General features: G+C 44.4%; 25 protein-coding genes and 1 other RNA gene. 21 read left to right on the forward strand and 5 right to left on the reverse strand.

Going from position 1 to position 26,141, the window contains the following annotated elements; genetic code table 11:
- The first annotated feature begins 133 nt into the window (after nucleotides 1–133).
- Complete coding sequence (locus tag G511_RS0101205) at nucleotides 134–1,276, forward strand: Fic family protein (RefSeq protein ID WP_036550825.1); 1,143 nt, start codon at nucleotides 134–136, stop codon at nucleotides 1,274–1,276.
- Nucleotides 1,277–1,397: 121 nt separating this feature from the next.
- Here G511_RS0101205 and ssrA read toward each other — a convergent pair.
- Nucleotides 1,398–1,756: a transfer-messenger RNA gene (ssrA, locus tag G511_RS24095) on the reverse strand.
- A gap of 58 nt (nucleotides 1,757–1,814) precedes the next feature.
- Nucleotides 1,815–2,291, reverse strand: coding sequence for an SsrA-binding protein SmpB (gene smpB, locus G511_RS0101210; protein WP_028467983.1), 477 nt, complete (start codon nucleotides 2,289–2,291; stop codon nucleotides 1,815–1,817).
- 176 nt (nucleotides 2,292–2,467) lie between these two features.
- Here smpB and G511_RS0101215 point away from each other — a divergent pair, with 176 nt between their 5' ends.
- From G511_RS0101215 to G511_RS0101225, 3 genes are read left to right on the forward strand one after another with little or no spacing between them, the layout of a single operon-like run.
- Nucleotides 2,468–3,832 carry a sodium-dependent transporter gene (locus G511_RS0101215; RefSeq protein WP_028467984.1) on the forward strand — a complete coding sequence of 455 codons (1,365 nt, stop codon included), beginning with the start codon at nucleotides 2,468–2,470 and terminating at the stop codon, nucleotides 3,830–3,832.
- Between the two features lie 16 nt (nucleotides 3,833–3,848).
- Complete coding sequence (locus tag G511_RS0101220) at nucleotides 3,849–4,280, forward strand: type II toxin-antitoxin system RatA family toxin (protein WP_028467985.1); 432 nt, start codon at nucleotides 3,849–3,851, stop codon at nucleotides 4,278–4,280.
- 4 nt (nucleotides 4,281–4,284) lie between these two features.
- The gene (locus G511_RS0101225; protein WP_036550829.1) at nucleotides 4,285–4,587 is read left to right on the forward strand and encodes an RnfH family protein; all 303 of its coding nucleotides are present in this window, start codon (nucleotides 4,285–4,287) and stop codon (nucleotides 4,585–4,587) included.
- Here G511_RS0101225 and G511_RS0101230 read toward each other — a convergent pair whose 3' ends face one another.
- Complete coding sequence (locus G511_RS0101230) at nucleotides 4,588–4,926, reverse strand: outer membrane protein assembly factor BamE (protein ID WP_028467987.1); 339 nt, start codon at nucleotides 4,924–4,926, stop codon at nucleotides 4,588–4,590.
- Between the two features lie 82 nt (nucleotides 4,927–5,008).
- Here G511_RS0101230 and fur point away from each other — a divergent pair, with 82 nt between their 5' ends.
- On the forward strand, nucleotides 5,009–5,434 hold the full coding sequence (fur, locus tag G511_RS0101235) for a ferric iron uptake transcriptional regulator (protein WP_028467988.1): 426 nt from the start codon (nucleotides 5,009–5,011) through the stop codon (nucleotides 5,432–5,434).
- A gap of 75 nt (nucleotides 5,435–5,509) precedes the next feature.
- Here the strand turns inward: fur and recN are convergent, their stop codons facing one another.
- Complete coding sequence (gene recN, locus G511_RS0101240; RefSeq protein WP_028467989.1) at nucleotides 5,510–7,168, reverse strand: DNA repair protein RecN; 1,659 nt, start codon at nucleotides 7,166–7,168, stop codon at nucleotides 5,510–5,512.
- A gap of 189 nt (nucleotides 7,169–7,357) precedes the next feature.
- Here recN and grpE point away from each other — a divergent pair, with 189 nt between their 5' ends.
- The 6 genes from grpE to G511_RS0101270 all read left to right on the forward strand — a co-directional run bounded on the left by grpE (nucleotide 7,358) and on the right by G511_RS0101270 (nucleotide 13,448).
- Nucleotides 7,358–7,957, forward strand: a complete 600-nt coding sequence (gene grpE / locus G511_RS0101245; protein WP_084628970.1) for a nucleotide exchange factor GrpE — start codon at nucleotides 7,358–7,360, stop codon at nucleotides 7,955–7,957.
- A gap of 114 nt (nucleotides 7,958–8,071) precedes the next feature.
- On the forward strand, nucleotides 8,072–9,991 hold the full coding sequence (gene dnaK, locus G511_RS0101250) for a molecular chaperone DnaK (RefSeq protein ID WP_028467991.1): 1,920 nt from the start codon (nucleotides 8,072–8,074) through the stop codon (nucleotides 9,989–9,991).
- 109 nt (nucleotides 9,992–10,100) lie between these two features.
- Entirely contained in the window at nucleotides 10,101–11,216 is a 1,116-nt protein-coding gene (gene dnaJ, locus G511_RS0101255; protein ID WP_028467992.1) for a molecular chaperone DnaJ, read from the forward strand.
- 45 nt (nucleotides 11,217–11,261) lie between these two features.
- Entirely contained in the window at nucleotides 11,262–12,095 is an 834-nt protein-coding gene (cysE, locus tag G511_RS21535) for a serine O-acetyltransferase (RefSeq protein ID WP_051221392.1), read from the forward strand.
- Nucleotides 12,095–12,895, forward strand: coding sequence for a 4-hydroxy-tetrahydrodipicolinate reductase (dapB, locus tag G511_RS0101265; protein ID WP_028467993.1), 801 nt, complete (start codon nucleotides 12,095–12,097; stop codon nucleotides 12,893–12,895). Before cysE ends, dapB begins: the two co-directional genes overlap by 1 nt.
- A 163-nt stretch (nucleotides 12,896–13,058) precedes the next feature.
- Nucleotides 13,059–13,448: a DUF3461 family protein gene (locus G511_RS0101270; RefSeq protein ID WP_028467994.1), complete on the forward strand. Its 390-nt coding sequence runs from the start codon at nucleotides 13,059–13,061 to the stop codon at nucleotides 13,446–13,448.
- Nucleotides 13,449–13,485: 37 nt separating this feature from the next.
- Here the strand turns inward: G511_RS0101270 and G511_RS0101275 are convergent, their stop codons facing one another.
- Nucleotides 13,486–14,115: a hypothetical protein gene (locus tag G511_RS0101275; protein WP_028467995.1), complete on the reverse strand. Its 630-nt coding sequence runs from the start codon at nucleotides 14,113–14,115 to the stop codon at nucleotides 13,486–13,488.
- 234 nt (nucleotides 14,116–14,349) lie between these two features.
- Here G511_RS0101275 and G511_RS0101280 point away from each other — a divergent pair, with 234 nt between their 5' ends.
- From G511_RS0101280 to G511_RS21540, 10 genes are all read left to right on the forward strand, one after another.
- On the forward strand, nucleotides 14,350–14,661 hold the full coding sequence (locus G511_RS0101280) for a YqfO family protein (RefSeq protein ID WP_028467996.1): 312 nt from the start codon (nucleotides 14,350–14,352) through the stop codon (nucleotides 14,659–14,661).
- 48 nt (nucleotides 14,662–14,709) lie between these two features.
- Nucleotides 14,710–16,092 carry a V-type ATP synthase subunit B gene (locus G511_RS0101285; RefSeq protein WP_028467997.1) on the forward strand — a complete coding sequence of 461 codons (1,383 nt, stop codon included), beginning with the start codon at nucleotides 14,710–14,712 and terminating at the stop codon, nucleotides 16,090–16,092.
- A gap of 2 nt (nucleotides 16,093–16,094) precedes the next feature.
- A complete protein-coding gene (locus G511_RS0101290) occupies nucleotides 16,095–16,700 on the forward strand; it encodes a V-type ATP synthase subunit D (protein WP_028467998.1) in 606 nt (201 codons plus the stop codon).
- Nucleotides 16,697–18,478 (forward strand): V-type ATP synthase subunit I, encoded by a 1,782-nt coding sequence (locus tag G511_RS0101295; RefSeq protein ID WP_028467999.1) that lies wholly within the window; start codon nucleotides 16,697–16,699, stop codon nucleotides 18,476–18,478. Before G511_RS0101290 ends, G511_RS0101295 begins: the two co-directional genes overlap by 4 nt.
- Nucleotides 18,466–18,912, forward strand: coding sequence for an ATP synthase subunit C (locus G511_RS0101300; RefSeq protein WP_028468143.1), 447 nt, complete (start codon nucleotides 18,466–18,468; stop codon nucleotides 18,910–18,912). Before G511_RS0101295 ends, G511_RS0101300 begins: the two co-directional genes overlap by 13 nt.
- Nucleotides 18,913–18,922: 10 nt before the next feature.
- Nucleotides 18,923–19,603 (forward strand): ATPase, encoded by a 681-nt coding sequence (locus G511_RS0101305; RefSeq protein ID WP_028468000.1) that lies wholly within the window; start codon nucleotides 18,923–18,925, stop codon nucleotides 19,601–19,603.
- Nucleotides 19,603–20,298, forward strand: a complete 696-nt coding sequence (locus G511_RS0101310; protein WP_028468001.1) for a hypothetical protein — start codon at nucleotides 19,603–19,605, stop codon at nucleotides 20,296–20,298. Before G511_RS0101305 ends, G511_RS0101310 begins: the two co-directional genes overlap by 1 nt.
- Nucleotides 20,295–22,109 (forward strand): V-type ATP synthase subunit A, encoded by a 1,815-nt coding sequence (locus G511_RS0101315; RefSeq protein ID WP_028468002.1) that lies wholly within the window; start codon nucleotides 20,295–20,297, stop codon nucleotides 22,107–22,109. Before G511_RS0101310 ends, G511_RS0101315 begins: the two co-directional genes overlap by 4 nt.
- A gap of 140 nt (nucleotides 22,110–22,249) precedes the next feature.
- Nucleotides 22,250–25,144, forward strand: a complete 2,895-nt coding sequence (locus tag G511_RS0101320) for a bifunctional diguanylate cyclase/phosphodiesterase (protein WP_028468003.1) — start codon at nucleotides 22,250–22,252, stop codon at nucleotides 25,142–25,144.
- A 61-nt stretch (nucleotides 25,145–25,205) separates the two neighbouring features.
- Nucleotides 25,206–26,129, forward strand: a complete 924-nt coding sequence (locus G511_RS21540; RefSeq protein WP_036550834.1) for a DMT family transporter — start codon at nucleotides 25,206–25,208, stop codon at nucleotides 26,127–26,129.
- Nucleotides 26,130–26,141: the final 12 nt, after the last annotated feature.

Here is a 26,141-nt window from a genome sequence, read left to right on the forward strand (position 1 = left end):
ATCAACCTATATGTTGCAAATATATGTTGTTATTTAAGTAGTTTTTGTTTTTTTTTGTAGATGTTTGTTTGTTGATTTGTATATGTTGTCGTACATTGTTGTACATGTGTGCGTTTTGTTCTCAAGGATAAGTATGACCTTTAAACATTTTGATTTAGTCGTTGTTAAGCCTGATTTTGATTCTTCTCTAATTGATGTAGTTCTAGAGCTTGAGCATTTAAGGCGCCTTCAATTGAGAGGAGACACACCGGCACCAATATTTTTTCAGTTGAAAATGGTTTTTCATTTACTAGAAAGCCTTGGTTCTGCGCGAATAGAGGGTAATCATACGACTCTTGCTGATTATGTTGAAAATAAGATAAGTAGTGAAAGTGCTCCTAGCGAAGATATTCAAGAGATCAAGAACTTAGAAGAAGCTATGAGTTATGTGGAAGAGTGTTTGTCCGAAAGCTCAGAGATTACACATACATTTATCAAAGAGCTGCATCATTTGACCGTTAAAGGCCTGAAGAAAGAAGGTGATGATACTCCAGGAGCGTATAGACAGCATAACGTATCTATTTCTGGATCAAAGCATACGCCTCCAGATATTACACATGTCCAACCGTATATGGATGAATTGGTTAATTTTATTAATGCTGAAGGGCCAGCAAAATATGATTTGTTAAAGACCGCAATTGCTCACCATAGGTTCTGTTGGATACATCCCTATGGAAACGGGAATGGTCGAGTAGTGCGTTTGTTGACGTATGCATTATTAATTAAGTATGGGTTTAATGTTCAAACTGGCGGGCGAGTTTTAAATCCGACAGCTGTATTTTGTAATGATCGGGAAGAGTACTACCGTAACTTGGAGTTAGCTGACCAGGGAACGGACAAAGGCATTCAGTCTTGGTGTAGTTATGTGTTGTCAGGTATACGGGATGAGTTATACAAAGTAGATCGTCTTACGGATTATGCTTATCTGAAAAATAAGATTCTATTACCAGCTATAGATTTGGCTAAAAACCGGGGCTTGATCAACACAGAAGAAGAGATAATCTTGCGTTTTGCATTGGAGAAGGGAGAGTTTAAAGCAGGAGACCTTTCTGATGTAATGCCTAGCCTGTCTGCTAGGCAAAGAACTTATTTAATCGGCAAATTAACTGATGCAGGAATGATTCAGCCTTCTAGACCTGGGGCAAGGTCATACATAATTCAGTTTATGAATAACGCCTTGTTACGTGGAGTGATGAGAAGTCTTGAGGCTGAAGGCTTTACTCCATCTCAGAGCTAGATAAACGATGTTATTCAGCACGATCTAATTATTAGTTTCGACACTTTTTCGACACATGCAGTAATTCTTAAACGCCAGACATGAAAAAGGCCTGTAAAAACAGGCCCTTATCATTATGTTTTGGTGGAGGTGGCGGGTTTCGAACCCGCGTCCGCCAATCCGCCGCCATAAGGTCTACATGCATAGACACCTCTATTAAGTTAACCCACCACGGCCCGAGGGTCAGGGCGTTTAGGGCGAGCCTTTTTAGTTTTAACCGTTCAGCTTAAGGCGAAGCATCCGGGCGGTTCTGTCTCAAATGACACCGCGAACCTCTAAGTTACAGACACCTTTGAGTGCGGCGCTAGCGGCCCTTAGGCTGCTAGAGCGTAGTTATCGTCGTTAGCAACTATAACTGTGTAGTAATTGATTTACGTGATTCACTACACTCACGGCATGCACTTAAGGTTTTGTAATCAGCGTCGAAGCCATGTCACCCCCAAGTAGCGGGGATTATAGCGGTTCGTGTGTATGAAAAGAAAGAAGTTTCGTACCTGTTTTAACGTTCCGCCATGATGCGTTGTTTTTGGCGATCCCAATCACGGTTCTTTTCAGTCTCGCGCTTATCATGCAATTTTTTACCTTTTACTAAGGCAATTTCGCATTTTACGCGGCCAGTCTTCCAGTAAAGGCCTAAAGCAACGCAGCTATAGCCTTTTGCTTCAACCTCTTCAGTGAGTCTGTCTATCTGGCGGCGGTGCAATAATAGTTTGCGGTCACGACGCGGTTCAGTGACAAAGTGGGTGCATGCTTGTGATAAAGGGGAGATGTTGGCACCCACAAGCCATGCTTCGCCATCCTTGATCAGGACGTATGAATCGACGAGCTGTCCACGGCCGTCTCGAAGGCTTTTTACTTCCCAGCCGGCAAGTGAAACGCCTGCTTCCAATTTGTCCTCGATATGGTATTCATATCGAGCACGTTTGTTGAGGCAGATGGTGCTACTCGTATTTTTTACTTTCTTCTGTTTAGCCATAGTGCGCGATTATAGCGATGGAGAGGGTTGGTAGGAAGCTGCTTAGTCCTTATTTATTGATTATTTAGTGAAGGATTTTGCAAATTTGCTGCGACTAAAGTTGTCAACGCCGCAAAGAAAGGGAACAATGCGCGCTTATTTATACTAATAGCAAAGAAAATATACTCGAGAAACGTATGCAAGAAAAATTATCAATTCATGGTGCTTGGTCAAACCGTTGGGTTTTTATCTTGGCAGCAACCGGATCTGCAGTTGGTTTAGGTAATATTTGGAAGTTTCCTTACATCACCGGTGAGAATGGTGGTGGGGCCTTTGTACTGGTTTATCTCGTGTGTATCTTGATGGTAGGTATTCCTATCATGGTGTCAGAAGTATTGATCGGTCGCCGTGGTAGACAAAGCCCTATTAACTCGATGAAAGACTTAGCTGTTGAATCGGGGCTCACAACCAAGTGGTCCTTAGCTGGTTGGATGGGCGCGTTGGCTGGTGTCATGATTTTCTCTTTCTATTCTGTAGTTGCCGGCTGGGTGCTTTACTACGTGACCGGGATGGCTAATGGCGACTTTATTGATATCGGTAGCGAGATGGCCGGTAAGCGCTTCGAAACGTTATTAGGCGACTTTGAAACGCTACTAATTTGGCACAGTGTCTTCGTTGTCATGGTGATGGCTGTTGTTGCTGGCGGTGTGAATAAAGGCTTGGAGCGTGCTACACGTATCATGATGCCCGCATTGTTTGTGCTGTTGTTTATTCTATTAGCTTACTCTATGACCTCGGGTGCATTTGAGCAGGGCTTTGATTTCTTGTTTCATTTTGATCCTTCCCAGCTCACCTGGGACTCTGTGCTTGTCGCACTAGGGCACTCTTTCTTTACCTTGTCGTTGGGTATGGGGTCAATTATGGCTTATGGCTCTTATATGCCGAAAAAAGCCAGTATTGGTGGTACGGTTGTGATGATCGCACTCTTGGATACATTGGTTGCTTTGGTAGCGGGTTTAGCAATTTTCCCTATCGTATTTGCTAATCAGTTAGATCCTGGTGCTGGTCCTGGTTTGATGTTTATTACCTTGCCTGTTGCCTTTGGGCAGATGCCAGGCGGGCATATCTTTGGCTTCTTGTTCTTTGTGCTTATTGCCGTTGCTGCATGGACATCCGCTATTTCGTTGATGGAGCCTGCGGTTGCATGGATGGTCGAGAAATTTAAGATCAAGCGTCTTCCTGCCTGTACTGCATTAGGTGTTTTAGTGTGGACGCTGGGTGTGGCGTGCTTGGGGTCGTTCAACTTTATGTCTGATTTCAAAGTAGCAGGTATGACCTTCTTTGATCTTATGGACTTTGCAACGGCTAATATTATGTTGCCGTTGGGTGGCTTGTTTATTGCTATTTTTGCGGGCTGGAAAGTTAAACAGTATGCATTGCAGGATGAGTTGGCTATGCAGGGTTTTTGGTTTTCTGCATGGTATTTTGCTATTCGTTACGTTGCTCCGGTTGCGGTTGCAGCAATTTTTGCTCTAAATTTGTACAATAAGTTTGCCGTGTAGAGTGGAAAGTTAAAACATGACGCAAGTTAATCGCAGTGCATTAGTGCTGCATAGCGCCCAGCAGATGTTCGATATAGTGAATGATGTGTTGGCATATCCGGATTTTTTACCCTGGTGTGCCAATACTGAACTTCTCTTTGAAGATGAGCAGCAGATGGAGGCCACGCTTTATTTAGCAAAAGCGGGTTTGAAATATAGTTTTACGACGCATAACAGCTTAGTTCGGCCTAAAAAAATTGAGCTTGAGCTTGTAGAAGGGCCCTTCTCACAATTATCTGGGCATTGGACTTTTGAGGCGTTAAGTGACGAAGCGTGTAAAGTGAGCTTGAGCTTAGGTTTTGAGTTTGAAGGTAAGTTGAAAAATTTAGCTATGAGCAAAGTGTTTAACCAGGTGGCGACTACCTTGGTTGATGCTTTCGTGCAGCGAGCCGATGCAATTTATGAGTAATACTATGATTAATGTAGAAGTTGCTTTTGCTTTGCCTAGCGAGCAAAAAATTATTGCGCTTAAGGTTGAAGAGGGGGCTACAGCTTACGATGCAGTAAAGCTATCGAAAGTGGATGAGGTTTATCCGCAGATTAATATCGATTCCGACCCAATGGGGATTTTTGGTAAAGCGATAAAAGACCCAAAAGTGACTGTTTTAAAAGAAGGAAATAGAGTTGAGATCTACCGCCCGCTGATTGCTGATCCTAAAGAGGCTAGAGCAAAACGGGCAGCAAAAATCAAAGCACAACAAGAGACGCAACAATAATTATTGCTGTGCCTCTGCTGCAGAAGGTTTGTAATCACCCGACAAGTTAGTTAATTGTCCGTCGGTGAAGAACAGTGAAAGATGTTCTTGTGTTCTGCTTTCTCCACCTTTTTTTAAGGTGGAAATATAGTCCCAACGTTCGCCGTTAAAAGTATCAACAACCAGCGGAGTGCCTAGCACATAGCGAACTTGTTTATAGTTCATGCCTGGCTTGAGTTGGTCGACCATCTCTTGTGTAATGATGTTCCCTTGTGGGATATCAATTTTGTAAACGCCAGGAAATCCTGAGCAGCCTGATAACAAAGTTACGGCGATAATGCTAATTAGAAACTTTCGCATCTGTAAATGACTTCCACTTTTACGTGTAAATAAAGATAATAGAGTCTAACATCCAGTTGTTGGAATCAATAGAGTAAAGATCATGTCCGTCGAAAATCAAGAATTAAGGAAGGCAGGCCTTAAAGTTACTTTGCCACGCGTTAAAATATATCAGATTCTCGAAAAAGCAGGTGAGGGTGATCATTTTAGTGCTGAAGATATCTATAAACTGCTGATGGAAATTGGCGAAGATGTTGGTTTGGCAACAGTTTATCGTGTGCTAACTCAATTTGAAGCAGCAGGTTTGGTGACTCGTCATCACTTTGAAGGTGGGCATTCTGTTTTTGAATTGGCAAGCGCTGAAGAGCACGACCATATTGTTTGCGTCAAATGTGGCAAGGTGCGAGAGTTTGTTGATCAGAAACTGATTGATCGTCAGTACGAAATTGCTAAAGACTTAGGTTTTACTATTACAGATCGTACAATTTATCTTTACGGTGTCTGTGTAGACGGTTGTACTGCTAAATAGATTAAATCGTATTAATAAAGAGCCGACTCAGTGTCGGCTTTTTGGTTTTTTGCCGTTAGCTAAGCCATCTATTGGCTAGACTCCTAACATTTCCTTTGCATGCTCAATTGAGCGCTTAGTTACATCAATCCCACCTAGCATGCGTGCAATTTCTTGAACTCTTTCTTTTTTTAGCAGCGTATTTATGTGTGTATGTGTGTGTTCTTTACCGGCACGTTTGCAAACAAATAGGTGTTGATGCCCTTGTGAAGCTACTTGCGGCTGATGCGTTACACACATTATCTGTGCTCGCTCTCCCAGCTGGCGAAGCATTCGCCCGACAACTTCCGCTATAGCGCCACCAATACCAACATCCACTTCGTCAAAGATTAGCGTAGGCGTTGTTGAGCTTTGTGCAGTGATAACCTGAATGGCAAGACTGATGCGCGAAAGCTCACCTCCAGAGGCTATTTTTGCGAGCGGGCGAGCGGGTTGACCTTTGTTGGTGGCGATTAAAAACTCAATGTCTTCTAAGCCGCTTGCTTGCGGGGCGTCTGTTTCTGTCAGGGTCGCCATGAAGTTGGCTGAAGTCATGCCCAGTAAATGTAGTTGTTCGTTAATTTGTTTGTTTATCTGTCTGGCTGCTTTTCGGCGTACAGCACTGAGTTTTGTTGCAGCATGGGTGTATTCAGAGCGAATTTTATCTACATCAATGCTGAATTGCTCAAGCGTCTCGTCTGTACTTTGTAAAGCATCGAGCTCTGTTTTTAGTTGCACATGAAAAGCGGGCAATGTTTCGGGTGATACACGGTGCTTGCGAGCAATGTCATAAATGCATGAGAGGCGCTCTTCTGTCTCTGTTAAGCGCTCTGGGCTGATTTCGACACGATCAAGGTAGTGACGAAGTTCTTGAGTGGCTTCATCAATTTGTATTTGAGCACTGCTCAAGAGCTCTGTTGCTTGGGTAACGGCAGGTGCTTGGTCGTTTAATTCTGCAAGTAGTTGTAATGCTTGATGCAATAGTTGATTGCAGCTCTCTTGTTCTGCTTCGCAAGTGACTTCAAGAATTTTATGCCCGTTTTGTAAAATGCTGCCGGCTTGGCTTAGTGTTTTTTGTTCTTGCTCAAGGGTTGTTAGCTCGCCTTCAAGCATGCCTAGTTGGTCTAATTCGTTTAACTGGTAGCTAAGGAGTTGAACTTTGGCTTGGTGTTCCTCTCCTTGATTAAGTAGGGCGTCTAGGAGTTTTTGTTGTTTGTGCCACTGCTGGAAAAGGTTCTTAACTTTTGTTGCTTGAATGATCTGGCCAGCAAACTGATCGACCAGTTCGCGGTGATGGTCTTTCTTTAAAAGGCGCTGGTGTTCATGTTGTCCATGAATGGCAATAAGGTGCTCACCAAATTCTTTGAGTGCATTAAGTGGGCAGGGTTGGCCGTTAATATAGCTCCGAGAACGTCCTTCTCGCGTAATTACACGTCGGATAATGCATTCGTTGTCTTGATCAAGGTCTTGCTCTTTGAGCCATGTTTTAGCATCGTGAAGCGCATCAATATTAAAGCTTGCAATAATCTCTGCCCGTTCTGCTCCATGTCTCACGCTGCCGCTATCGGCTCTGTAGCCAAGTGTTAATCCCAATGCATCTAGCATGATGGATTTTCCGGCACCGGTTTCACCGCTGACTACTGTCATTCCTTGCTTTAGTTCAAGATCTAGCGATTCGACAATAGCGTAGTTGCGGATGGTCAGTTGCGTCAGCATTTTGATTATTCCATACATGTGTATTTATACAGTACTTTATTTATAGGCGATTTTTGCGTCAGGTGCAATCGTGTCAAATCAATCCTATTGAAAAAAAGTCGAATTAGGGTTGAATTTACGGCTTGGGGCCCCATAAAGATCGCATTCTAGTTTTTTAGTATTTTATGGCTGCTTGAGTTGGAGAGCCCCATGGCGAATGACCAGACGACACAAAATGAAACGGTTGAATCCGCAGATGTGGATAACGTGAACCTTGATGCATCAAATCTTGATGAGTCAGAAGCGGCAGTAGATGCCAATGATGAGCAAGCTGGCGAAGCTGCGGATGACGTAGCAAAACAGTTGTCCGAAGCTCAGGCAGAGGTTGCTGTACTTAAAGAGCAGGTTTTGCGCTCAGCTGCTGATGTTCAAAATGCTCGTCGTAGAGCAGAAAAGGATGTTGAGAAAGCTCACAAATTTGCTCTTGATAAATTTGTGAATGAAATGCTGCCTATCGTAGATAGCTTAGAGCGTGCGCTAGAAACCTGTAGTGCTGATGATGAAGCAACGAAAGCATTACGCGATGGTGTTGAAATGACACATAGCATGTATATCGCGGGCTTGGCAAAATTTAATGTTGATCGTATTGATCCACAAGGCGAAGCTTTTGACCCGGTTTCACATCAGGCTATGTCAATGGTAGATGCGCCGGATGCGCAACCTAATACAGTAATTGCTGTTATGCAGAAAGGCTATAGCCTAAACGGCCGTTTGATTCGCCCTGCCATGGTTATCGTGTCAAAAAGTTAAAAAAACCACATTAAATGCCTTGAAATTGTACAAAACGTATCCATATAAAGGGCATACAGATTTTAACAGATTTACAGCTCATTGAATTGAGCAATGAATAGCGGAGAAAGAAAGATGGGCAAAATTATCGGTATAGATCTAGGTACTACCAACTCTTGTGTGGCAGTTCTGGATGGCGACAAAACACGTGTTATTGAAAACGCTGAGGGTGATCGTACAACCCCTTCTATTATTGCCTATACAGAAGATGAAATTTTGGTAGGTCAGTCTGCAAAGCGTCAGGCTGTAACTAACCCGCATAACACACTATATGCTATTAAGCGTCTAATTGGCCGTCGTTTTAAAGATGACGTTGTTCAGAAAGATATCAGCATGGTTCCATATAAAATCGTTGAAGCTGATAATGGCGATGCTTGGGTTCAGGTGCGAGATGACAAGATGGCTCCGCCACAGATCTCTGCTGAAATCTTGAAGAAAATGAAGAAAACCGCTGAAGACTATCTGGGCGAAGAAGTAACTGGCGCAGTTATTACTGTTCCTGCTTACTTTAACGATTCTCAGCGTCAGGCAACTAAAGATGCTGGTAAAATCGCAGGTCTAGACGTTAAACGTATTATTAACGAGCCAACAGCAGCAGCACTTGCTTACGGTATGGATCAGTCTAAAGGTGATAAAACAATCGCTGTTTATGACTTAGGTGGCGGTACGTTTGATATCTCTATCATCGAAATTGCAGATGTAGACGGTGAGCACCAGTTCGAAGTATTGGCTACTAACGGTGATACTTTCCTTGGTGGTGAAGATTTCGATATGCGCCTAATCGAGTATTTGGCAGCTGAGTTCAAAAAAGAGTCAGGTATCGATCTACATAACGACCCTCTAGCTCTACAGCGTCTAAAAGAAGGTGCTGAAAAAGCTAAAGTTGAGCTCTCTACTGCTCAGAGCACTGATGTTAACTTGCCATATATCACTGCTGATGCAACAGGTCCTAAGCACCTTAACGTTAAAATTACGCGTGCTAAGTTAGAGTCTTTGGTAGAAGAGTTAGTGACTAACTCTATCAACCCATGCCGTACTGCTTTGAAAGATGCAGGCCTAAGCGCTTCTGACATCGACGAAGTTATCTTGGTAGGTGGTCAGACACGTATGCCTATGGTTCAGCAAGTTGTTGCTGATTTCTTTGGTAAAGAAGCACGTAAAGATGTTAACCCAGATGAAGCAGTAGCCGTGGGCGCAGCGATTCAGGGTGCGGTATTGTCTGGTGATGTAAAAGACGTTCTATTGTTGGATGTTACACCACTAACGTTGGGTATCGAGACTATGGGTGGCGTAGCTACTGCATTGATCGAAAAGAACACAACTATCCCAACTAAGAAATCGCAGATCTTCTCTACAGCTGACGATAACCAGAATGCAGTAACTATCCATGTTGTGCAGGGTGAGCGTAAACAGGCTACACAGAATAAATCACTAGGTCGTTTTGACTTGGCTGATATACCACCTGCTCCACGCGGTGTGCCTCAGGTTGAAGTAACATTCGACTTGGATGCCAACGGTATCCTAAACGTGTCTGCTAAAGACAAGGCAACAGGTAAAGAGCAGTCAATTATCATCAAGGCTTCTTCTGGTTTGAGTGATGAAGAGATCGAACAAATGGTTCGTGATGCAGAAGCTAACGCTGATGCTGATAAGCTGTTTGAAGAGTTGACTCAAGCGCGTAATCAGGGTGATGCAATGGTTCACTCTGCGAAGAAAACACTGAAAGAAGGTGGCGATAAAGCAACTGAAGAAGAGAAAACAGCTATTGAAGCTGCGATCGCTGATTTAGAAGAGTCATTAAAAGCAGATGATAAAGCTGATATCGAAGCTAAAACTGAAGCACTGACTGCTGTTATCTCTGCACTCGCTGAGAAAATGTATGCAGATGCTGCTCAGCAAGGCGAAGGTGCTGAACAGCCAAGTGCTGAAGCAGAATCTCCTGCTGATGACGCTGTTGATGCTGAGTTTGAAGAAGTTAAAGATGACAAGAAGTAAACACTTCTTGCCCTTGTAAATACTGAAGTGTGACAGCGCGGGCGTTAGCCCGCGTTGTTGTGTCCGGCTCCCGGCGGGAGCTAACCGCTGCAAGAGAATTAACCCGGATATGTCTAAGCAAGATTATTATGAAATTCTAGGTGTTGACCGCAACTCCAACGATCGGGATATCAAAAAAGCATTTCGCCGTCAGGCGATGAAGTATCACCCAGACCGTAATCCTGATGACGAAACTGCTGAAGAAAAATTCAAAGAGCTAAATGAAGCTTACGAAGTGCTTTCTGATGCGCAGAAAAAAGCAGCTTATGATCAGTATGGCCATGCCGGGGTTGATCCAAATATGCGTGGCGGTGGTTTTGATGGCGGCTTCTCTGATGTATTCGGTGATGTGTTTGGCGATATTTTTGGCGGGGGAGGCGGTGGTCGTCGTAGCTCCGTTCAGCGTGGTGCAGATCTACGCTACACCATGGAGCTATCGTTAGAAGAAGCAGTCCGTGGCGTTGAGAAAACCATTAAAGTACCTACATTGGTTCCTTGTGAGCCGTGTGATGGTACGGGTGCTAAAAAAGGTACGTCGGCTAAAACCTGTGGTACCTGTGGCGGTGTTGGTCAGGTGCGCATGCAGCAGGGGTTTTTCTCTGTGCAGCAGACTTGTCCTACGTGTCGCGGTGAAGGGAAGGTTATCAGCGACCCTTGTAATAGCTGTCATGGCCAAGGGCGTGTTGAGAAGACGAAGACCTTGTCTGTTAAAATTCCGGCCGGAGTGGATACGGGCGATCGTATTCGTTTGTCTGGTGAAGGTGAAGCAGGTGGTCACGGTGGTCCAGCCGGTGATCTATACGTTCAGGTAAGTGTGCGTGAGCATGCGATTTTTGAACGTGATGGTCGACATCTTTACTGTGAAGTGCCCATTAGTTTTATTGATGCAGCCTTAGGTGGTGAGTTAGAAGTGCCTACCCTAGATGGCCGTGTAAAACTGAAAGTACCGTCAGAAACGCAAACCGGTAAGCTGTTCCGCCTACGTGGTAAGGGTGTGGCTCCTGTGCGTGGTGGTGGTGCTGGTGATTTGATGGTAAAAGTGGTTGTAGAAACCCCTGTGAGCCTGAACAGCCGTCAAAAAGAGCTGTTACGTGAGTTTCAGGAAGCCACTAAAGATGGGCAAAAAAAGCATAGTCCAAAGAGGCACTCCTTCTTTGACTCTGTGAAAAAGTTTTTCGAAGATTGATGTGTAATCGGGCCGCTTAGCGGCCCGAGTTGTCTGGAGTATTGAATGACGATTTTAAGTACAGAGCCAGCTAAGTTGTGGCTGAGTATCCAGGAAGAAGCAAAAACTGAAGTAGCGAAAGAACCTTGCCTGGCTAGCTTTTACCACTCTTGTATTATTAATCACTCTGATCTGAAATCAGCACTGTCCTACCTTTTGGCAAGTAAGCTAGCCGACGATGTCATGTCATCATTGTTGCTTCGTGAGTTGCTAGAAAAAGCGATGGATGCCGACCCTCAAATAATTACTGCGGCGTGTCACGATATTATAGCGGTAAGAAAGCGCGATCCTGCTGTCGTGCATTGTTCTACCGTGTTGCTTTATTTAAAGGGTTTTCATGCGCTGCAGGCACACCGTGTGGCTCATTGGTTTTGGCATCAGAACCGCCGCTCAATGGCGCTATATATCCAGAGTCGTGTTAGCACTATGTGCCAGGTGGATATTCATCCTGCTGCTTGTATCGGTCAAGGGGTGATGTTTGATCACGCTACCGGTATTGTCGTTGGTGAAACGTGCGTCATCGAGAATGATGTGTCTATTTTGCAGTCGGTAACGCTAGGCGGAACGGGTAATGAAAGCGGTGACCGTCATCCGAAGATTCGCGAAGGTGTATTGATTGGTGCGGGTGCGAAGATTTTAGGCAATATAGAAGTAGGTAAAGGCGCCAAAGTAGGCGGTGGCAGCGTCGTGCTAGATAATGTGCCTTGTCACACTACCGTTGTTGGTGTTCCTGCCCGAGTGGTTGGTGATTCGGGGTGTGAGAAACCAGCCTTTAATATGAACCAGCAAATATCTCTAGAAGAGAATTCAGCGCAGGCACACGAGAAGAGAGTTAAATAATGAGAATTGCAGTAATGGGTGCCGCTGGGCGCATGGGTAAAGCCTTGATCGAAGCGGTTTGCCAAGCAGAAGGCGTTAAGTTGAGTGCTGCTGTTGTGCAACCGGGTAGCTCGCTAGTGGGAGCTGATGCTGGTGAGTTGGCGGGTGTTGGCAAGCTAGATGTTCGTTTAGTCGATAAGTTGTCTGACGCAAAAGACGATTTTGATCTGTTGATCGACTTCACAACACCAGAAACAACCATGAGCAACTTAGATTTTTGTGCCGCTCATGGTAAAAAAATTGTGATTGGCACGACCGGCTTATCAGATAATCAAATTCAACATTTAGCCGAATGTGCAAAGCAAACGGCTGTTATGTTTGCGCCAAATATGAGTGTAGGTGTGAATGTTTGTTTTAAGGTGTTGGATCTTGTAGCACGCACGTTAGGTGATGATTACGATATTGAAGTAATCGAAACTCACCATCGCCATAAAGTGGACTCTCCATCGGGTACCGCATTGCGTTTAGGTGAAGTGGTTGCCGATGCGCTAGGGCGTGACCTTAAAGAGTGTGCTGTTTATGGCCGTGAAGGTCAGACGGGCGCGCGTACTCAAAAAGAAATTGGCTTTGAAACCATTCGCGCAGGTGATGTTGTAGGCGATCATACAGTGCTGTTTGCTACTGAAGGTGAACGTATCGAAATTACCCATAAGGCGAGTAGTCGTATGACTTTTGCCAAGGGCGCTGTACGAGCAGCAGCTTGGTTAACAAAGCAGCCAACAGGCCAGTTTGATATGCAGGATGTCTTGGGTCTGCGTTAAGCTCGAGCTGATTTTCTGTTTTAAAAAGCCGCTCTTGAGCGGCTTTTTTTATATGGTCTAAAATAACATCTTAAATACAGATTTTTGTTTCCTTTAGTGAATTTTTTTCTTATGGTATTTTATACTTTGGTATTGATAAGAAAAACAGTGAGGTGGTAGGGATATGTCAGCTGAGAAGTTTCCAACATTAACAGAAATGGGTATTGATGAACCTTCTGATATCGAGCGTTATACGTCTCGTATTGAAGGTGATGTGGATATCCTGAAGATTTACTTTCATCGCCACCAAGGCGACTGGATGACGAAAAGCAAAAAATTTAAATTCAAGCGTATGCACAAAAACATGCGAGTGAATGAAGGGCGCGTACCTTATATTGCTACGACTGAGTCTTCTCCTTACTTTTTGCGTGCAGTAGCAGAGCTGGATCAGCTGGTTAGTGCTGAGAAAACAACGCAAACACGTAAGGCTAAATTGCTGGATGATATTGAGCATCTAGAGAAAGTTGTTGCGCGTAAGATAGAAGATATTCGTCGTCAGATTGACGAAATCTAAATAGCGGCTGCCTGTCAGCAGGTATACCCGTTCGCTGTTAAAAGGGGTCTGGCAACACATCTATATGGGTTGCATAGAGTATTTCACAGGCCCCTGCTCCTACATCTTGACGTGTCATTGATGTATTCCAGAAAAAGCCGTCAGTGCTTCGTACATCGACTAGCTGCCCAGAAATTTGAACAATATCCCCCTCATCTACTTTTGATATTTTATCCTTCACTGCTTGATTGGCAGGAATAATATGTACATTAGATGAACTTGTTTCTAACTCTTTGCGTGGAATAGGTAACTTATCTGCTCTCCAGTGGAACCAACGGCCGCTCTGCGTGATTTTTATCTGATCAGCCACTTGTGGGTTAGCCATAGCTCCCCAGCCTAAGGCAAAGTCATAGGGCGAAAGGTCTGCTTCTCTTCCAAGTCGATAGCGCTCTTTGCCTAATAGTCGAGCTGAAAAGTGTATTTCTGCTTTGGGTTGCAAGATGTATTCATTGAGTAAGAAGGGTTGTGCGTTCTGCTGTGCGCTCTCTATCGGCTTTTGTATAGGCGCTGCAAGGGATGCTAGCACGGGAGTGATACCGGATTGGTATTCTGGTTCAGTGTTATTGTTTGGCGCTAACCAGATGAAAAACATCACGATGGCACCTAGTACAGCAAGTAGTCTGAACATGCGTGGTCCTTTAAATTCTCTATCTTGATTATATATCAAGGCTGAAATTTTGCTTTTTTTGAATAGCTAGTGGGAATGTAATTGAGCATTGTATTAGCTTTGTGATGCATGTTTTATATCAATGATTTTATTGTGAATGAATGATAAATATTACTGTCATAACGCGCTTGCACAATGCGTTAGTCATGTCTTATGTTGTAGGTCAATGCAGTCAATCTTATTAGGAGTTAACGTATGTACAAGCTCGCTTTTTTTGTTCCTGAGTCTCATCTTGATGTGGTGAAAGTTGCTTTGTTTGAACACGGTGCAGGCAAAATAGGGGATTACGAAGCTTGCTGCTGGCAAGTCTTAGGGCAAGGGCAGTTTCGCCCTGGAGAAGGAAGCCAACCTTTTGTTGGAGAGCTTGACCAGTTAGAGATGATGTCTGAGTGGAAGGTGGAAATGGTATGTGAAGACCACCTGATCAAAGAAGTGGTTGCTGTGCTGAAGCAAGTTCACCCTTACGAAGAAGTCGCTTACGACGTCTACAAACTCGCAGATATTTAATTGAAGTTTAACGAGTGAATTAAAGGTTTGTATTTCAGGGAGAGATGAGTGACTCAGCTATTAATGCGTTATTCCCGTATTTTGGAAATTGTCGGTGATATCGTAAAAGTCCATGTGCCGCTGTCCGAGGACGGCGTGTCGGCTATCTGTTTTGGTGACTTGGCACTTATAGAAAGCGTTGAGCACAGTGGTCGCCCCCCTCATTTATCGCAAGTTATTTTACTGGAAGGTGAATCGGTTTCTTTACAGGTATTTTCCGGTACTAAGGGGTTATCAACACATTCTGCCGTGCGCTTTCTTGGCCGCTCTATGCAAGTGACATTCTCTCCTAATATTTTAGGGCGGTCTTTTTCCGGCACCGGGCGTTCTATTGATGGCGGCCCTGAGCTAACGCAAGAGCCCACGATTGAAATCGATGGCCCTACAGTAAACCCCGTTAGGCGAGTGCTGGCTTCACGGATGATTCGCACAGATGTCCCAATGATCGACTTGTTCAACTGTCTGGTCGAAAGTCAGAAAATCCCTATATTTTCAGTGGCTGGAGAGCCTTACAACCAGCTATTAGCGCAGATTGGTGCTCATGCTGATGCAGATATCGTCGTGTTTGGCGGTATTGGTTTGGTTTTTGATGACTATCATTATTTTCGCCAAGCTTTTGAAGAAGCGGGTGTGTTAGCACGTACGGTGATGTTTGTTCACCAAGGCTCTGATCCTGTTGTAGAAGGGTTGCTTGTGCCTGATATGACATTGGCAGTAGCCGAGCGTTTTGCAGTGGAAGAAGGTAAGCGTGTTTTGGTTTTGCTAACGGATATGACCGCTTATGCTGATGCGCTTAAAGAGGTCGGGATTTCGATGGAGCATGTACCTTCTAATCGTGGTTATATCGGCGATCTTTATTCTCAGTTAGCACGTCGCTATGAAAAAGCCTGTGACTATAAAGGTGCTGGCTCCGTGACGATTCTTTCTGTCACGACGATGCCAGGAGATGATGTGACGCATCCCGTGCCAGATAACACAGGGTATATTACAGAAGGGCAGTTATACCTGCATGATGGCGTAATTGACCCATTTGGCTCCTTATCACGTCTTAAGCAGCATGTGATCGGTAAAGTTACCCGTGAAGACCATAGTCAGATAATGAATACTATGGTGCGTTTTTATGCTGAATCTCAAGATGCGGCGCAAAAGCAGGCGATGTCATTTGAATTGAGTGAATATGACCATCGATTGCTAAAGTTTGGTGATCTGTTCCAGCAGCACTTTATGGATATAGGCGTCACTATGCCTCTAGAGCACGCTTTGGATCTTAGCTGGGAAGTATTGGCGGGATGCTTTAGTAAAGACGAGCTTCTTATGAAAAAGGCGTTGGTCGATAAATATTTTCCAGTTAGTGAGTCACTAGAGAAAAATGCTGTTGTGACTGAGTCCTGATTATGGCGAAGTTAGCATTGAATAAAAGCACCCTCAATCGAGAGGGGAAAAACCTAAAAGCTTACCGGCAGTTTGTTCCTGCGCTGGATCTTAAGCGAAAACAGTTAATGGCTGCTCGTGTGAAAATACGTAATGACCTGCTGGTTTTTCAACAAACATTAGATACGCTGAAACTGCAAATAAATGAAGAGTTCTCAGTTTTAGCAACCGCTGAAATTGATGTTGATCGTTTGGTTAAAGTCGAGGCTATTGAGCTTGATTATTACAACCTAGTTGGTCTGCAATTGCCTAAGTTGGGACGGTTTAGTGTTGAGTCACAACAATACTCCAAGCTGGCGACGCCTTTATGGTTTGACCCACTCGTCCTTAATTTGCAACAGTCGGTTAGGCTTGAAGCTGAGGTTATGATTGCTCAGCGTCAGCTTTGTTTGCTTGATGAAGGGCTACGCAAAACAACTCAGCGTCTTAATCTGTTTGATAAGGTGCTTATTCCTACGACAGAAAAAAATATACGTAAGATTAAGATTGCTCTATCAGATGCAGAGCGCGCCGGTGTTGTGAGGGCAAAAATTGCCAAGAATAAACGTCGGAGGCTGGCTTTTACGTGAGTATTCTTCAGCTTAAAAAAGCCACCTTAATCGGCCTTTCTGAAAGCAAACCGCAGATTTTGGATGCTTTGCAGTCGCTAGGTAGCTTACACATAATCCCATTGGCACAACAAAAAAAACGCCCCCAAGCGTTATTAGCGGGCGTTAATTCTGAGCAACTATCTACGGTGCTGGGGTATCTGCTGGGCTGTAGTTACAAACGTCGCCAAGTGCTTAGTGAGCGCCATTTTGATTTAGTTGATGTGGTACGCGCCACAGAGAAAAACCGAGCTGAGCGTCTGCAGCTATTGGAGCGGCGTGAGTTCCTGAAAAAACGTATTAAAGATTTAAAACCGTGGGGGAGTTTTGGTTTTCCTGAACATGGTGAGCTTTTCAATCAACGTTTATGGTTTTATTTAGTCCCTAATTACCGGATGAATGAAGTCGCAAAGATTACCTTGCCTTGGTCTATCGTTCATCGTGATAACCGTCATTCATATGTAGCTGTCATTGCGCCAGATGAGCCGCAAGTAAATCTGATGCCTGTGCAGCGAACCCATACGGGAGCTGTTCCATTAGATGCCCTGATTGTTGAGCTAGAAGATATCGAAATTGCTATTGAAACTATCGAGGCAGAGCGTCAGGCGTTAACTCGATGGATCTATGCTTTGCAGCGCTGTGAAGCGGGAATCGGTGATCAGGATGCACTGAAAAAGGTAAATGAGCAAACATTGGATCGTGGTGAAGTTTTCGCTATTCAGGGCTGGGTTGCAGTACAAGAAATAACTCGGCTTGAAACCTTTGCTCAAAATCAAAGTTTGGTGTTACAACTGAGTGACCCCGGAACTGATGAAATCCCACCAACATTACTGTCTAACCCCCCCGCATTGGCAGGCGGAGAGGAGGTTGTGAGCTTCTTTCAGACGCCAGGCTATAAAGGTTGGGATCCTTCTCGCGTTGTTTTCTTCTCATTTGTTGGTTTCTTCGCATTGATTATGTCAGATGCAGGCTACTCTCTCATGTTGGCATTGATACTGGTGTTCTATTGGCAACAGATGTCGTTAACACAAACGGGGCGTAGGCTCAGAACAATGGGTGTTGCTCTATCGGTAGCTGGTTTTGTCTGGGGTGTAATGGTGGGTAGTTATTTTGGTGCCGCACCTCCTTTTGCATGGTTAGCGTCGCTCAAGGTAATGGATCTGCATGACTTTGATAGCATGATGACGCTTTCTATCTGTATTGGTGCTGGGCATTTGGTGCTCGGTAATTTGATGATGGCATGGGTAAAGAGACATACCAACCAAGCGTATGCTTCGCTTGGTTGGGCTAGTGCTGTTGTTGTCGGATTATCTGGTTGGTTGCAAGGGATAGATTTTTTGCACTGGATTGGTTTTGCTGCTGCATTAATGCTCGTTGTGGTCTATTCGGGGCAAAGTAAAGCGTGGAGCCTTAAACGGTTTCTTGAAGGGCTGTTAGCGCTGACGAATGTGACCAAAATGTTTGGTGATATCTTGAGCTATTTGCGCCTGTTTGCTCTTGGCTTGGCGAGTGCGTCATTGGCTATTACTTTTAATCAATTAGCGGTTGATGTTGCAGCAGCATTGCCGGCCATTGGGCTGCTTTTCAAAGTTCTTATCTTGATTACAGGGCACTTACTTAATTTTGTATTGACGGTTGTCAGTGGTGTGATACACGGCTTACGGCTCAACTTGATTGAATTTTATAATTGGAGTTTGGCGGATGAGGGTTATGCCTTTCAGCGCTTTTCCAAACAGGAGGTTACACCTTGGATAACTTGATTATGATGCTGGGATGGGCGGGTTTGTACGGCCCCATGGCATTAGGTGCTATCGGGAGCATCATCGGCTGCGCAATAGCAGGACAAGCTGCCTGTGGTGCATTGCTTGAGACGGAAACCGGCCATGGGCGCTACATCGGTATTTCTGCTATGCCTTCTTCTCAGGCTATCTATGGCATTGTTGTTATGTTTGCATTAAACCGGACGGTAACGCCGGATAATGCTCCAGGGTTAGCGGCTATCGGCTTGTTATGCGGATTAGCGTTGCTGTTTAGTGCCGCGCATCAAGGGCGTGCTTGTGCTGCAGCGATTAATGTATCAAAAATTCGCCCAGAAATTTTTGGTATGTCACTAGCGCCTGCGGCCATTGTTGAAGGCTTTGCTGTATTTGCATTTATTTTTGCATTAGTCATCAGTGCCGGAGTGCCTGCTTAGGAGGCTTAGTATGAATAATAAAGCTGAGCTGGCCTCATCGGGTGTTGAGACGCTTATTGAACAGTTACGTGAGCAAGGTGTTAAAAACGGACAAAAGGAAGCCTCTAAGTTAATAGAAGAGGCCGAACATCGTTCTGATTGGCTGTTGGAGCAAGCACGCCTTGAAGCTGAACAAATTCTGGTAAAAGCTCGCCGTGAGGCCGCGCATTTAAAAAATGCGGGTGAAGATGCTTTGAAAATTGCCGCAAGGGATTTGCATCTGGAGGTGAAGGAAAGTTTAGCGCATAGCTTTGCCGATCAGGTCGAGCGTCTCGTTGCACATCAGATGGATAACGGCGCTTTTATGCAGAAGTTGATTCTTGAGCTGGTTGGCAAGGTGCGTGACGAGATGGCGTTGGATAAAGCCGCGCATGTTGAAGTGCTATTGCCTAGGGATTTTATTGGTTTGGAAGAGCTTCGTCGCAGCCCTGATGAATACAAAGAAGGCCAATTAAGCCATTTCGTGCAATCGCTGACAGCTGAGCAGCTGCGCGAAGGCGTTGAGATCTCTTTTTATGAAGGTCGGGGCATCAAGGTACGTCTTAGTGGTCAAAAAGTGGAAGTGGACCTGAGTGAAGATGCAGTATCTAGATTATTGTTGAAGCACTTGCAGCCTCGTTTTCGCGCGATTGTCGAAGGGGTTATTCGCTAGTGTCGCAATACTACACCTTGCTAACGTCATTGCCCCATTTGCCGGTGTTGGATAAGTCTCGACAGCTGCCTATCTCACGATTGGCACTTGAACGCCGCCTCAGTATGTTGAGCGAGACTGATTGCGCACAACTTGGTGCGATAGAGGCGCTATATTTTCCGGATTATAGCGTGTTGTCTGATCTAGCTGACCGTGAAGTTGTTCAAGCATGGCAAAGTGCTTTGCTATCGCTCGAATCAGATGTGCTGAAAGAGCGTATTGGTTATCAATTGGAAATTAGAACCTTGCTGGCAGCACTGCGTTACCGTGATGCTGGTGGGAAGAACCCTGATCAGTTTATTGGTTTTGGGCGTTGGCACTCGTTTATTAAAAACCATTGGTTTGAGTCTTTTTTTGGGATGGATGAGTTTCAACCACAGATACAAAAAATAGCACGTTACCTTAAAGAAAATAGACCGGGTCATGCGGATAAATTGTTAGACCAGATGTTATGGCAGGATCTTTTTTACTGTGAAAAGCAACATGGCTTTAGTTTCTCTGCCGTTGCGTGTTATGTGCTGCGTTGGGGGGTTGTTTCTCGTTATTTAAGTGCGGACCCTGATGCTGCTTTAATAAAATTTGATGATGTAACACACAGCTTGTTAATGAAGACGACATTCATAGACGATTTAAATCAGGAGTCGCTAAACAGATGACGGATAGCAAAGTAACCGCACGGGTGAAGGGTGTGCGTGACGATATCGTTACTATTGAGGTGCTTACCGATGCTGAGGGAAATTATTATCCTGTTGTTAAAAACGAAGTGATTCATATTTGTCCAACGCGTCTTGGTTTGGATGATCGTCAGGAGTTTCTTAAGGCAGAGGTGTTGCGTGTACGTCATGGCGAAGCCGATGCGCAGGTATTCGAAAATACACGTGGTGTTGCAATTGGTGACTCTGTAGAGCAAACCGGGCATATGCTTTCTGTCACGTTAGGTCCTGGCTTGCTGGGGCAAGTTTATGATGGTTTGCAGAATCCTCTTGAGTTGATTGCTTCGCAGCATGGTTTTTTCCTACCGCGTGGTTTAGAGGTCGATGGGATTGATCAACAGCAGCATTGGGCATTTGTACCTATAGTAAAAGTGGGTTCTACAGTATGCGCTGGTGATGTTATTGGCTCTGTGCAGGAGGGGCGCTTTAAGCACAAGATTATGGCGCCGTTCAATTTGTTGGGCGAAGCGGAGGTTACTTGGGTTCAGGAAGGCTCGTTTAGTGTTTCCACCCCTGTTGCTCGAATACGTAGCAATGGTGAAGATATCGAAGTAAGCATGCAGCAGTCTTGGCCGGTTCGAATCCCTGTATGTGAGCCCTTACTTCGCTCACGCAGTAGTCAGCGCCATTTTCCCAAAGAGCCGCTACTTACTTCTATTCGTTTGATTGATACCTTTTTTCCTATCGCGCGAGGAGGAACTGCCTGTATACCAGGCCCTTTCGGTGCGGGCAAAACAGTCTTACAAAGTTTAATATCACGCTTTTCCGAAGTAGATATTGTGGTTATTGTTGCCTGCGGTGAGCGTGCAGGTGAGGTGGTAGAAACGATTACTGAGTTTCCGAATATGCCTGATCCAAAAGGTGGGGCGTTGATGGATAGAACAGTCATCATCTGTAATACGTCCTCTATGCCTGTCGCTGCCCGTGAGGCTTCTATTTATACTGGAATCACTATCAGCGAATACTATCGCCAGATGGGAAATAATGTATTACTGATTGCGGATTCAACATCACGTTGGGCTCAGGCTATGCGAGAAACATCGGGCCGTCTTGAAGAGATTCCAGGTGAGGATGCATTCCCGGCGTATTTGGACTCATCTATTCGTGCTTTATATGAAAGAGCTGGACTGATTGAGAATAATCACGGAGATATGGGAAGCTTAACCTTGATTGGAACGGTCTCACCGGCGGGGGGGAACTTTGAAGAACCGGTGACGCAATCAACACTACGTACAGTGAAAACATTTTTAGGCTTGAGTGCTGAGCGTGCCTATAAGCGTGCTTACCCTGCTGTTGATCCGCTGATTTCCTGGTCGCGTTACTTGGAGCAGTTATCTGAATGGTATCAGGAAAATTTAGGTGAGGATTGGATTGGGCAAGTTAAGGAGATGCATACGCTGTTACGTCGTAGTGAGTCTGTGCAGCAAATGATGCAAGTTACCGGTGAAGAGGGGGTGACACTAGAGGATTACATTACATATCACAAAGGTATGTGTCTTGATCAAGTGTATTTGCAACAAGATGCTTTTGACGATGTTGATGTGTCTACTTCGATGGAAAGACAGCAACGCATTTTCGAATTATTGCGTGATGCTTTGTCGCAACAGAAAAATTTCCCGAATAAAGAGGCGGTGCGTGAGCACTATATCAAGCTTACAAGCTTATTTCGTAACCTCAACTACAGTCGGGAAAAGAGCCCAGATTTTAAGCTTTATATGACAGAGATTCAGCATTTGAAAACTGAATTCGATTAAGCTTATATTCATTTTGTCTATTCTGTCTGTTAAAGCTGTTATACAATCGCCGACCTAATATAGGTTTGCAGCGTAAGCAGCCTTAATCCGAAAACTGAAAAGGAAAACAGTTCTCGCTAGTTGGAATAGTATTTAATTTTATGTCATTTCGAATAGATGCTCATTCAATACCTCGATATCAGACATGGGGCATGATGGGAGTCGTACTACTTTTATTGATCACTGTTTTTGGTTTTTTTGTTTCGCGTGAATATGCCGCGGATGATAAACGTACGGCCTTGTTATATCAGGAAATTGTGAATAGTCAGAAGGACCGTTTACGTACAGAGCTAAGCTCAGCACAAGATTACATTCGGTTTATGAATCAGCAAGCCGATACAGTGTTGATGCAGAACGTTAAAGACCAAGTCGATCAAGCCTATAGTGTTGCGACATCAATCTATCAGCGCTTAAACGGATCCCGTCCAGAAGCTGAGGTACAGCAAGTTATTCGTGAGGCGTTGCGTCACATTCGTTTCTTTAACGGTCGTGGCTATGTCTTTATTGATGATATGGATGGTCGTTGTGTTTTGTTACCCACGGCTCCGCAGCTAGAAGGCCAGTCTCTTTGGGATAACCAAGATGATAACGGGCTTTACATTATGCGTTCGCTTATTGATGCAGTGAAAAATCCTAGTGGTGCAGGCTACAGTCGCTACCGCTGGTACCCGCCAGGTAATACTGATGAAATGAAAGAAAAGATTACTTATGTGCGTTATTTTGAGCCTTTCGATTGGGTTATTGGCGCAGGCGATTATATTTTTCAGACGGAAAATGACTTAAAGGATGAGGCTCTAAAGAGAATTTCAGCTCAACGATTTGGAAGAAATGGCTATATCGCTGTGCTCGACCTAGCGGGTAATGTTCTTTATACCCCCTATACCAGTGCAAAGTCACTACCCGCGCACTACAGCGCATTTTCAGATGCTCAGGAGCGTCGTGTCGTTGGTGATATCATGGAGATAGCTGAGCAGGGCGGTGGTTTTACCGAGTATGATTGGTTCATCCCAAACGGTGATGATAAATCGGCTCAAAACTTAACAGCAAAGTTGTCTTTGGTTGATGTTGTTCCTTTGTGGGACTGGGTATTGGTGGCTGGGGTTTATCCTGAAGAGTTTCAAGAAGTATTTCATTTGCAGCAAAAAGAGTTGCAAGAGAAGCTTGAAGCAGATGGTTGGTTCTTATTGCTGAGCCTGTCTTGTGCTGGATTCTTCATGATGTTGATCGTTTGGGTTTACGGACAATGGCTAAAAAGGCTATTTCTAAAGTACAGCGCTGATATTGAATCTAAGCAAGAGCAGATTGAAGATGATGCACGTTCTCTTAAAATTGCTGCTCGGGTGTTTGATACCGCTCGTGAAGGCATCATGGTGACCGATCCTGATAATCGTATTGTTGCGGTAAATAGCTCTTTTACAGAAATTACCGGTTACGCGGCCTCTGAAGTGGTAGGTCTGCTCCCTAGTTTGCTTGCTTCTGGGCGGCACTCTCCTGATTTTTATCGCGGGATTTGGGAAACGCTAGCAGTCTCGGATCAATGGAGTGGTGAAATTTGGAACAACACTAAGTCCGGACAAACCTTTCCAGAACAGTTATCTATTTCTGTTTCTAAAGATGAGGCCGGTGAGGTCGTTAATTATATAGCGACTTTTAGTGACGTTACGGATAAAAAACGCGCTGAAGAGCAACTTCGTTACCTAGCTGAATATGATGACCTAACGGGGCTGCCAAATAGGCGGCTGCTCATGGATCGTGTTGTGCAAACCATAGCAAGAGCTAAGCGCCATGAACTACGTCGTTTCTCTCTGATGTTTATCGACCTGGACCGCTTTAAAAGCATCAATGATTCACTTGGCCATAGTGTTGGTGATTTGGTGCTTCAAGAAGTTTCCCAAAGATTACAGGGTGCGGTGCGTGAAATTGATACGGTTAGCCGCATTGGTGGAGACGAGTTCGTAATTCTAGTAACAGGAAAGGGCAGTGATGCGGTTATTTCTGCAGCAAACTTAGCCCATCGCTTATTGAAAATGGTGTCTGAACCGATACAAGATCAAGATTTAGATTTAGTTGTTACGCCGAGTATAGGAATCGTATCTTACCCGGCTGACGGTGAGGATTTTGAGACGCTACTGCGCAATGCGGATGCCGCTTTGTATCATGCAAAGTCTCGTGGCCGAAATAACTACCAATTTTACGATTGTAAGATGAATGAAAAAGCATCGGCACGTTTGAAATTGGAAAATGCGCTAAGGCAGGCTATCGAAAAAGGAGAGATGCAGCTCTACTATCAACCGCAGTATAAGCTTGGTACGAATGAACTGAGTGGTTGCGAGGTGCTATTACGATGGTTTCATGCAGGGGAGCTTATTTCGCCTGACGTGTTTATCCCATTGGCAGAGGAAACAGGTTTTATCTTGCCATTAGGTAAATGGGTGCTTGAAGAAGGCTGTCGCCAAGGTGCTGAATGGTTGGAAGAAGGCGTAAACCTACCGTCTATTGCGATTAACGTATCTGCTTTCCAGTTCAGGCAAGAGTTTTATCGCACTGTTGATAGTGTATTACGTCATACGGGATTTCCTCCTGAGTTGTTAGTTTTGGAAGTGACTGAAAGTGCATTAATGAGTGATGTTTCTAGGACTGAGTTTCTACTAACGCAATTTCGTGATCTGGGCATTCAAATAGCTTTGGATGATTTTGGAACGGGCTATTCAAGCTTAGCTTATCTGAAGAAGTTCTCTCTTGATAAGTTGAAAATCGATAGAGCCTTCATCGATGGTTTACCGGATGACCAAGATGATATCGCCATTACTTCATCTATTCTTGATGTCGCAAAACACCTAGGTTTAGAAACGATTGCGGAAGGTGTCGAAACTGAAGCGCAATTAAATTTCTTGGAAGCCTATGGTTGTGACCAAGTACAAGGTTTTTATTTCTCCAAACCATTGCCGCTGAGTGAGTTTGAGTTGTTGATTAGTTCTGCTAATGGCCCGTCATAATTATTTGATTGGCAGTTAGAAATAACAGAGTATCCTGCATTGTTTTTGTAATGAGGTGGTTATGCTGGGGCGTTGGGTACCTGTTGTTTCTCTTTTCTTAGCCATGTTGTTATGGGCTAGCTCGTTTATTGCATTGAAAATAGCATTTTCGCACTATGATCCGATGGTCGTTATTTTCGGGCGCATGCTGGTGGCTGCTTTTTGCTTTATGTTTTTTCTAAAGTATTTAATGCGTTTTGAGTATCAGAAAGGTGATTGGCGGTTGCTCTTGTTGATGGTGATATCAGAGCCTTGTTTATATTTTCTATTTGAAGCTCATGCATTGCAGAATACCAGCGCAGCGCAGGCCGGAATGATTACCTCTATGGCTCCGTTATTAGTTGGGATTGGTGCATTGTACTTTTTGCAAGAAAAGCTCCCAAAAGAAGCCTGGTTAGGTTTTTTGGTCGCGGTTATTGGTGCTGTTTGGTTAAGTGTATCTGGTGGTGAAACGGAGCATGCTCCTAATCCGTTACTCGGCAATTTTCTTGAGCTGTGCGCTATGGTGTGCGCTACGGGTTATATCTTGTGCCTTAAGCATCTGTCACAACGATATTCAACCTGGTTTCTCACGGCGCTGCAGGCATTTTGTGGCATGATATTTTTTATACCTTTTCTCCCATTCACAGGTGAAGAAACTGTTTGGAATTTGCAGTGGAACTGGGATGGAGTCTGGGCTGTGTTGTATTTAGGGACGTTGATTAATATTGGGGCTTATGGGCTTTATAATTTAGGCGTCTCAAAGATTAAAGCAGCAGAGGCTTCAGCGTACATCAACTTAATTCCTGTGTTTACATTATTAATGGCTTACCTGATTTTGAATGAGACATTTAATGTTCAGCAAATGTGTGCATCCGCTCTAGTATTAGGTGGCGTGTTTTTGAGCCAAAGAAAGGCGTCAGTCAAGGTTGATGCTGATGCCGCAGATGTTGCTGCGGCTCAATAGGCCAAGCGAAAA

The organism is Neptunomonas japonica DSM 18939, from assembly GCF_000422765.1.
Lineage (GTDB): Bacteria > Pseudomonadota > Gammaproteobacteria > Pseudomonadales > Balneatricaceae > Neptunomonas > Neptunomonas japonica.

Excerpts from the sequence above, each read along its gene's own strand:
- G511_RS0101205 (WP_036550825.1), top strand. The coding sequence starts at position 134 with ATGACCTTTAAACATTTTGATTTAGTCGTTGTTAAGCCTGATTTTGAT.
- smpB (WP_028467983.1), bottom strand. The coding sequence starts at position 2,291 with ATGGCTAAACAGAAGAAAGTAAAAAATACGAGTAGCACCATCTGCCTC.
- G511_RS0101215 (WP_028467984.1), top strand. The coding sequence starts at position 2,468 with ATGCAAGAAAAATTATCAATTCATGGTGCTTGGTCAAACCGTTGGGTT.
- G511_RS0101220 (WP_028467985.1), top strand. The coding sequence starts at position 3,849 with ATGACGCAAGTTAATCGCAGTGCATTAGTGCTGCATAGCGCCCAGCAG.
- G511_RS0101225 (WP_036550829.1), top strand. The coding sequence starts at position 4,285 with ATGATTAATGTAGAAGTTGCTTTTGCTTTGCCTAGCGAGCAAAAAATT.
- G511_RS0101230 (WP_028467987.1), bottom strand. The coding sequence starts at position 4,926 with ATGCGAAAGTTTCTAATTAGCATTATCGCCGTAACTTTGTTATCAGGC.
- fur (WP_028467988.1), top strand. The coding sequence starts at position 5,009 with ATGTCCGTCGAAAATCAAGAATTAAGGAAGGCAGGCCTTAAAGTTACT.
- recN (WP_028467989.1), bottom strand. The coding sequence starts at position 7,168 with ATGCTGACGCAACTGACCATCCGCAACTACGCTATTGTCGAATCGCTA.
- grpE (WP_084628970.1), top strand. The coding sequence starts at position 7,358 with ATGGCGAATGACCAGACGACACAAAATGAAACGGTTGAATCCGCAGAT.
- dnaK (WP_028467991.1), top strand. The coding sequence starts at position 8,072 with ATGGGCAAAATTATCGGTATAGATCTAGGTACTACCAACTCTTGTGTG.
- dnaJ (WP_028467992.1), top strand. The coding sequence starts at position 10,101 with ATGTCTAAGCAAGATTATTATGAAATTCTAGGTGTTGACCGCAACTCC.
- cysE (WP_051221392.1), top strand. The coding sequence starts at position 11,262 with ATGACGATTTTAAGTACAGAGCCAGCTAAGTTGTGGCTGAGTATCCAG.
- dapB (WP_028467993.1), top strand. The coding sequence starts at position 12,095 with ATGAGAATTGCAGTAATGGGTGCCGCTGGGCGCATGGGTAAAGCCTTG.
- G511_RS0101270 (WP_028467994.1), top strand. The coding sequence starts at position 13,059 with ATGTCAGCTGAGAAGTTTCCAACATTAACAGAAATGGGTATTGATGAA.
- G511_RS0101275 (WP_028467995.1), bottom strand. The coding sequence starts at position 14,115 with ATGTTCAGACTACTTGCTGTACTAGGTGCCATCGTGATGTTTTTCATC.
- G511_RS0101280 (WP_028467996.1), top strand. The coding sequence starts at position 14,350 with ATGTACAAGCTCGCTTTTTTTGTTCCTGAGTCTCATCTTGATGTGGTG.
- G511_RS0101290 (WP_028467998.1), top strand. The coding sequence starts at position 16,095 with ATGGCGAAGTTAGCATTGAATAAAAGCACCCTCAATCGAGAGGGGAAA.
- G511_RS0101305 (WP_028468000.1), top strand. The coding sequence starts at position 18,923 with ATGAATAATAAAGCTGAGCTGGCCTCATCGGGTGTTGAGACGCTTATT.
- G511_RS0101315 (WP_028468002.1), top strand. The coding sequence starts at position 20,295 with ATGACGGATAGCAAAGTAACCGCACGGGTGAAGGGTGTGCGTGACGAT.
- G511_RS0101320 (WP_028468003.1), top strand. The coding sequence starts at position 22,250 with ATGTCATTTCGAATAGATGCTCATTCAATACCTCGATATCAGACATGG.
- G511_RS21540 (WP_036550834.1), top strand. The coding sequence starts at position 25,206 with ATGCTGGGGCGTTGGGTACCTGTTGTTTCTCTTTTCTTAGCCATGTTG.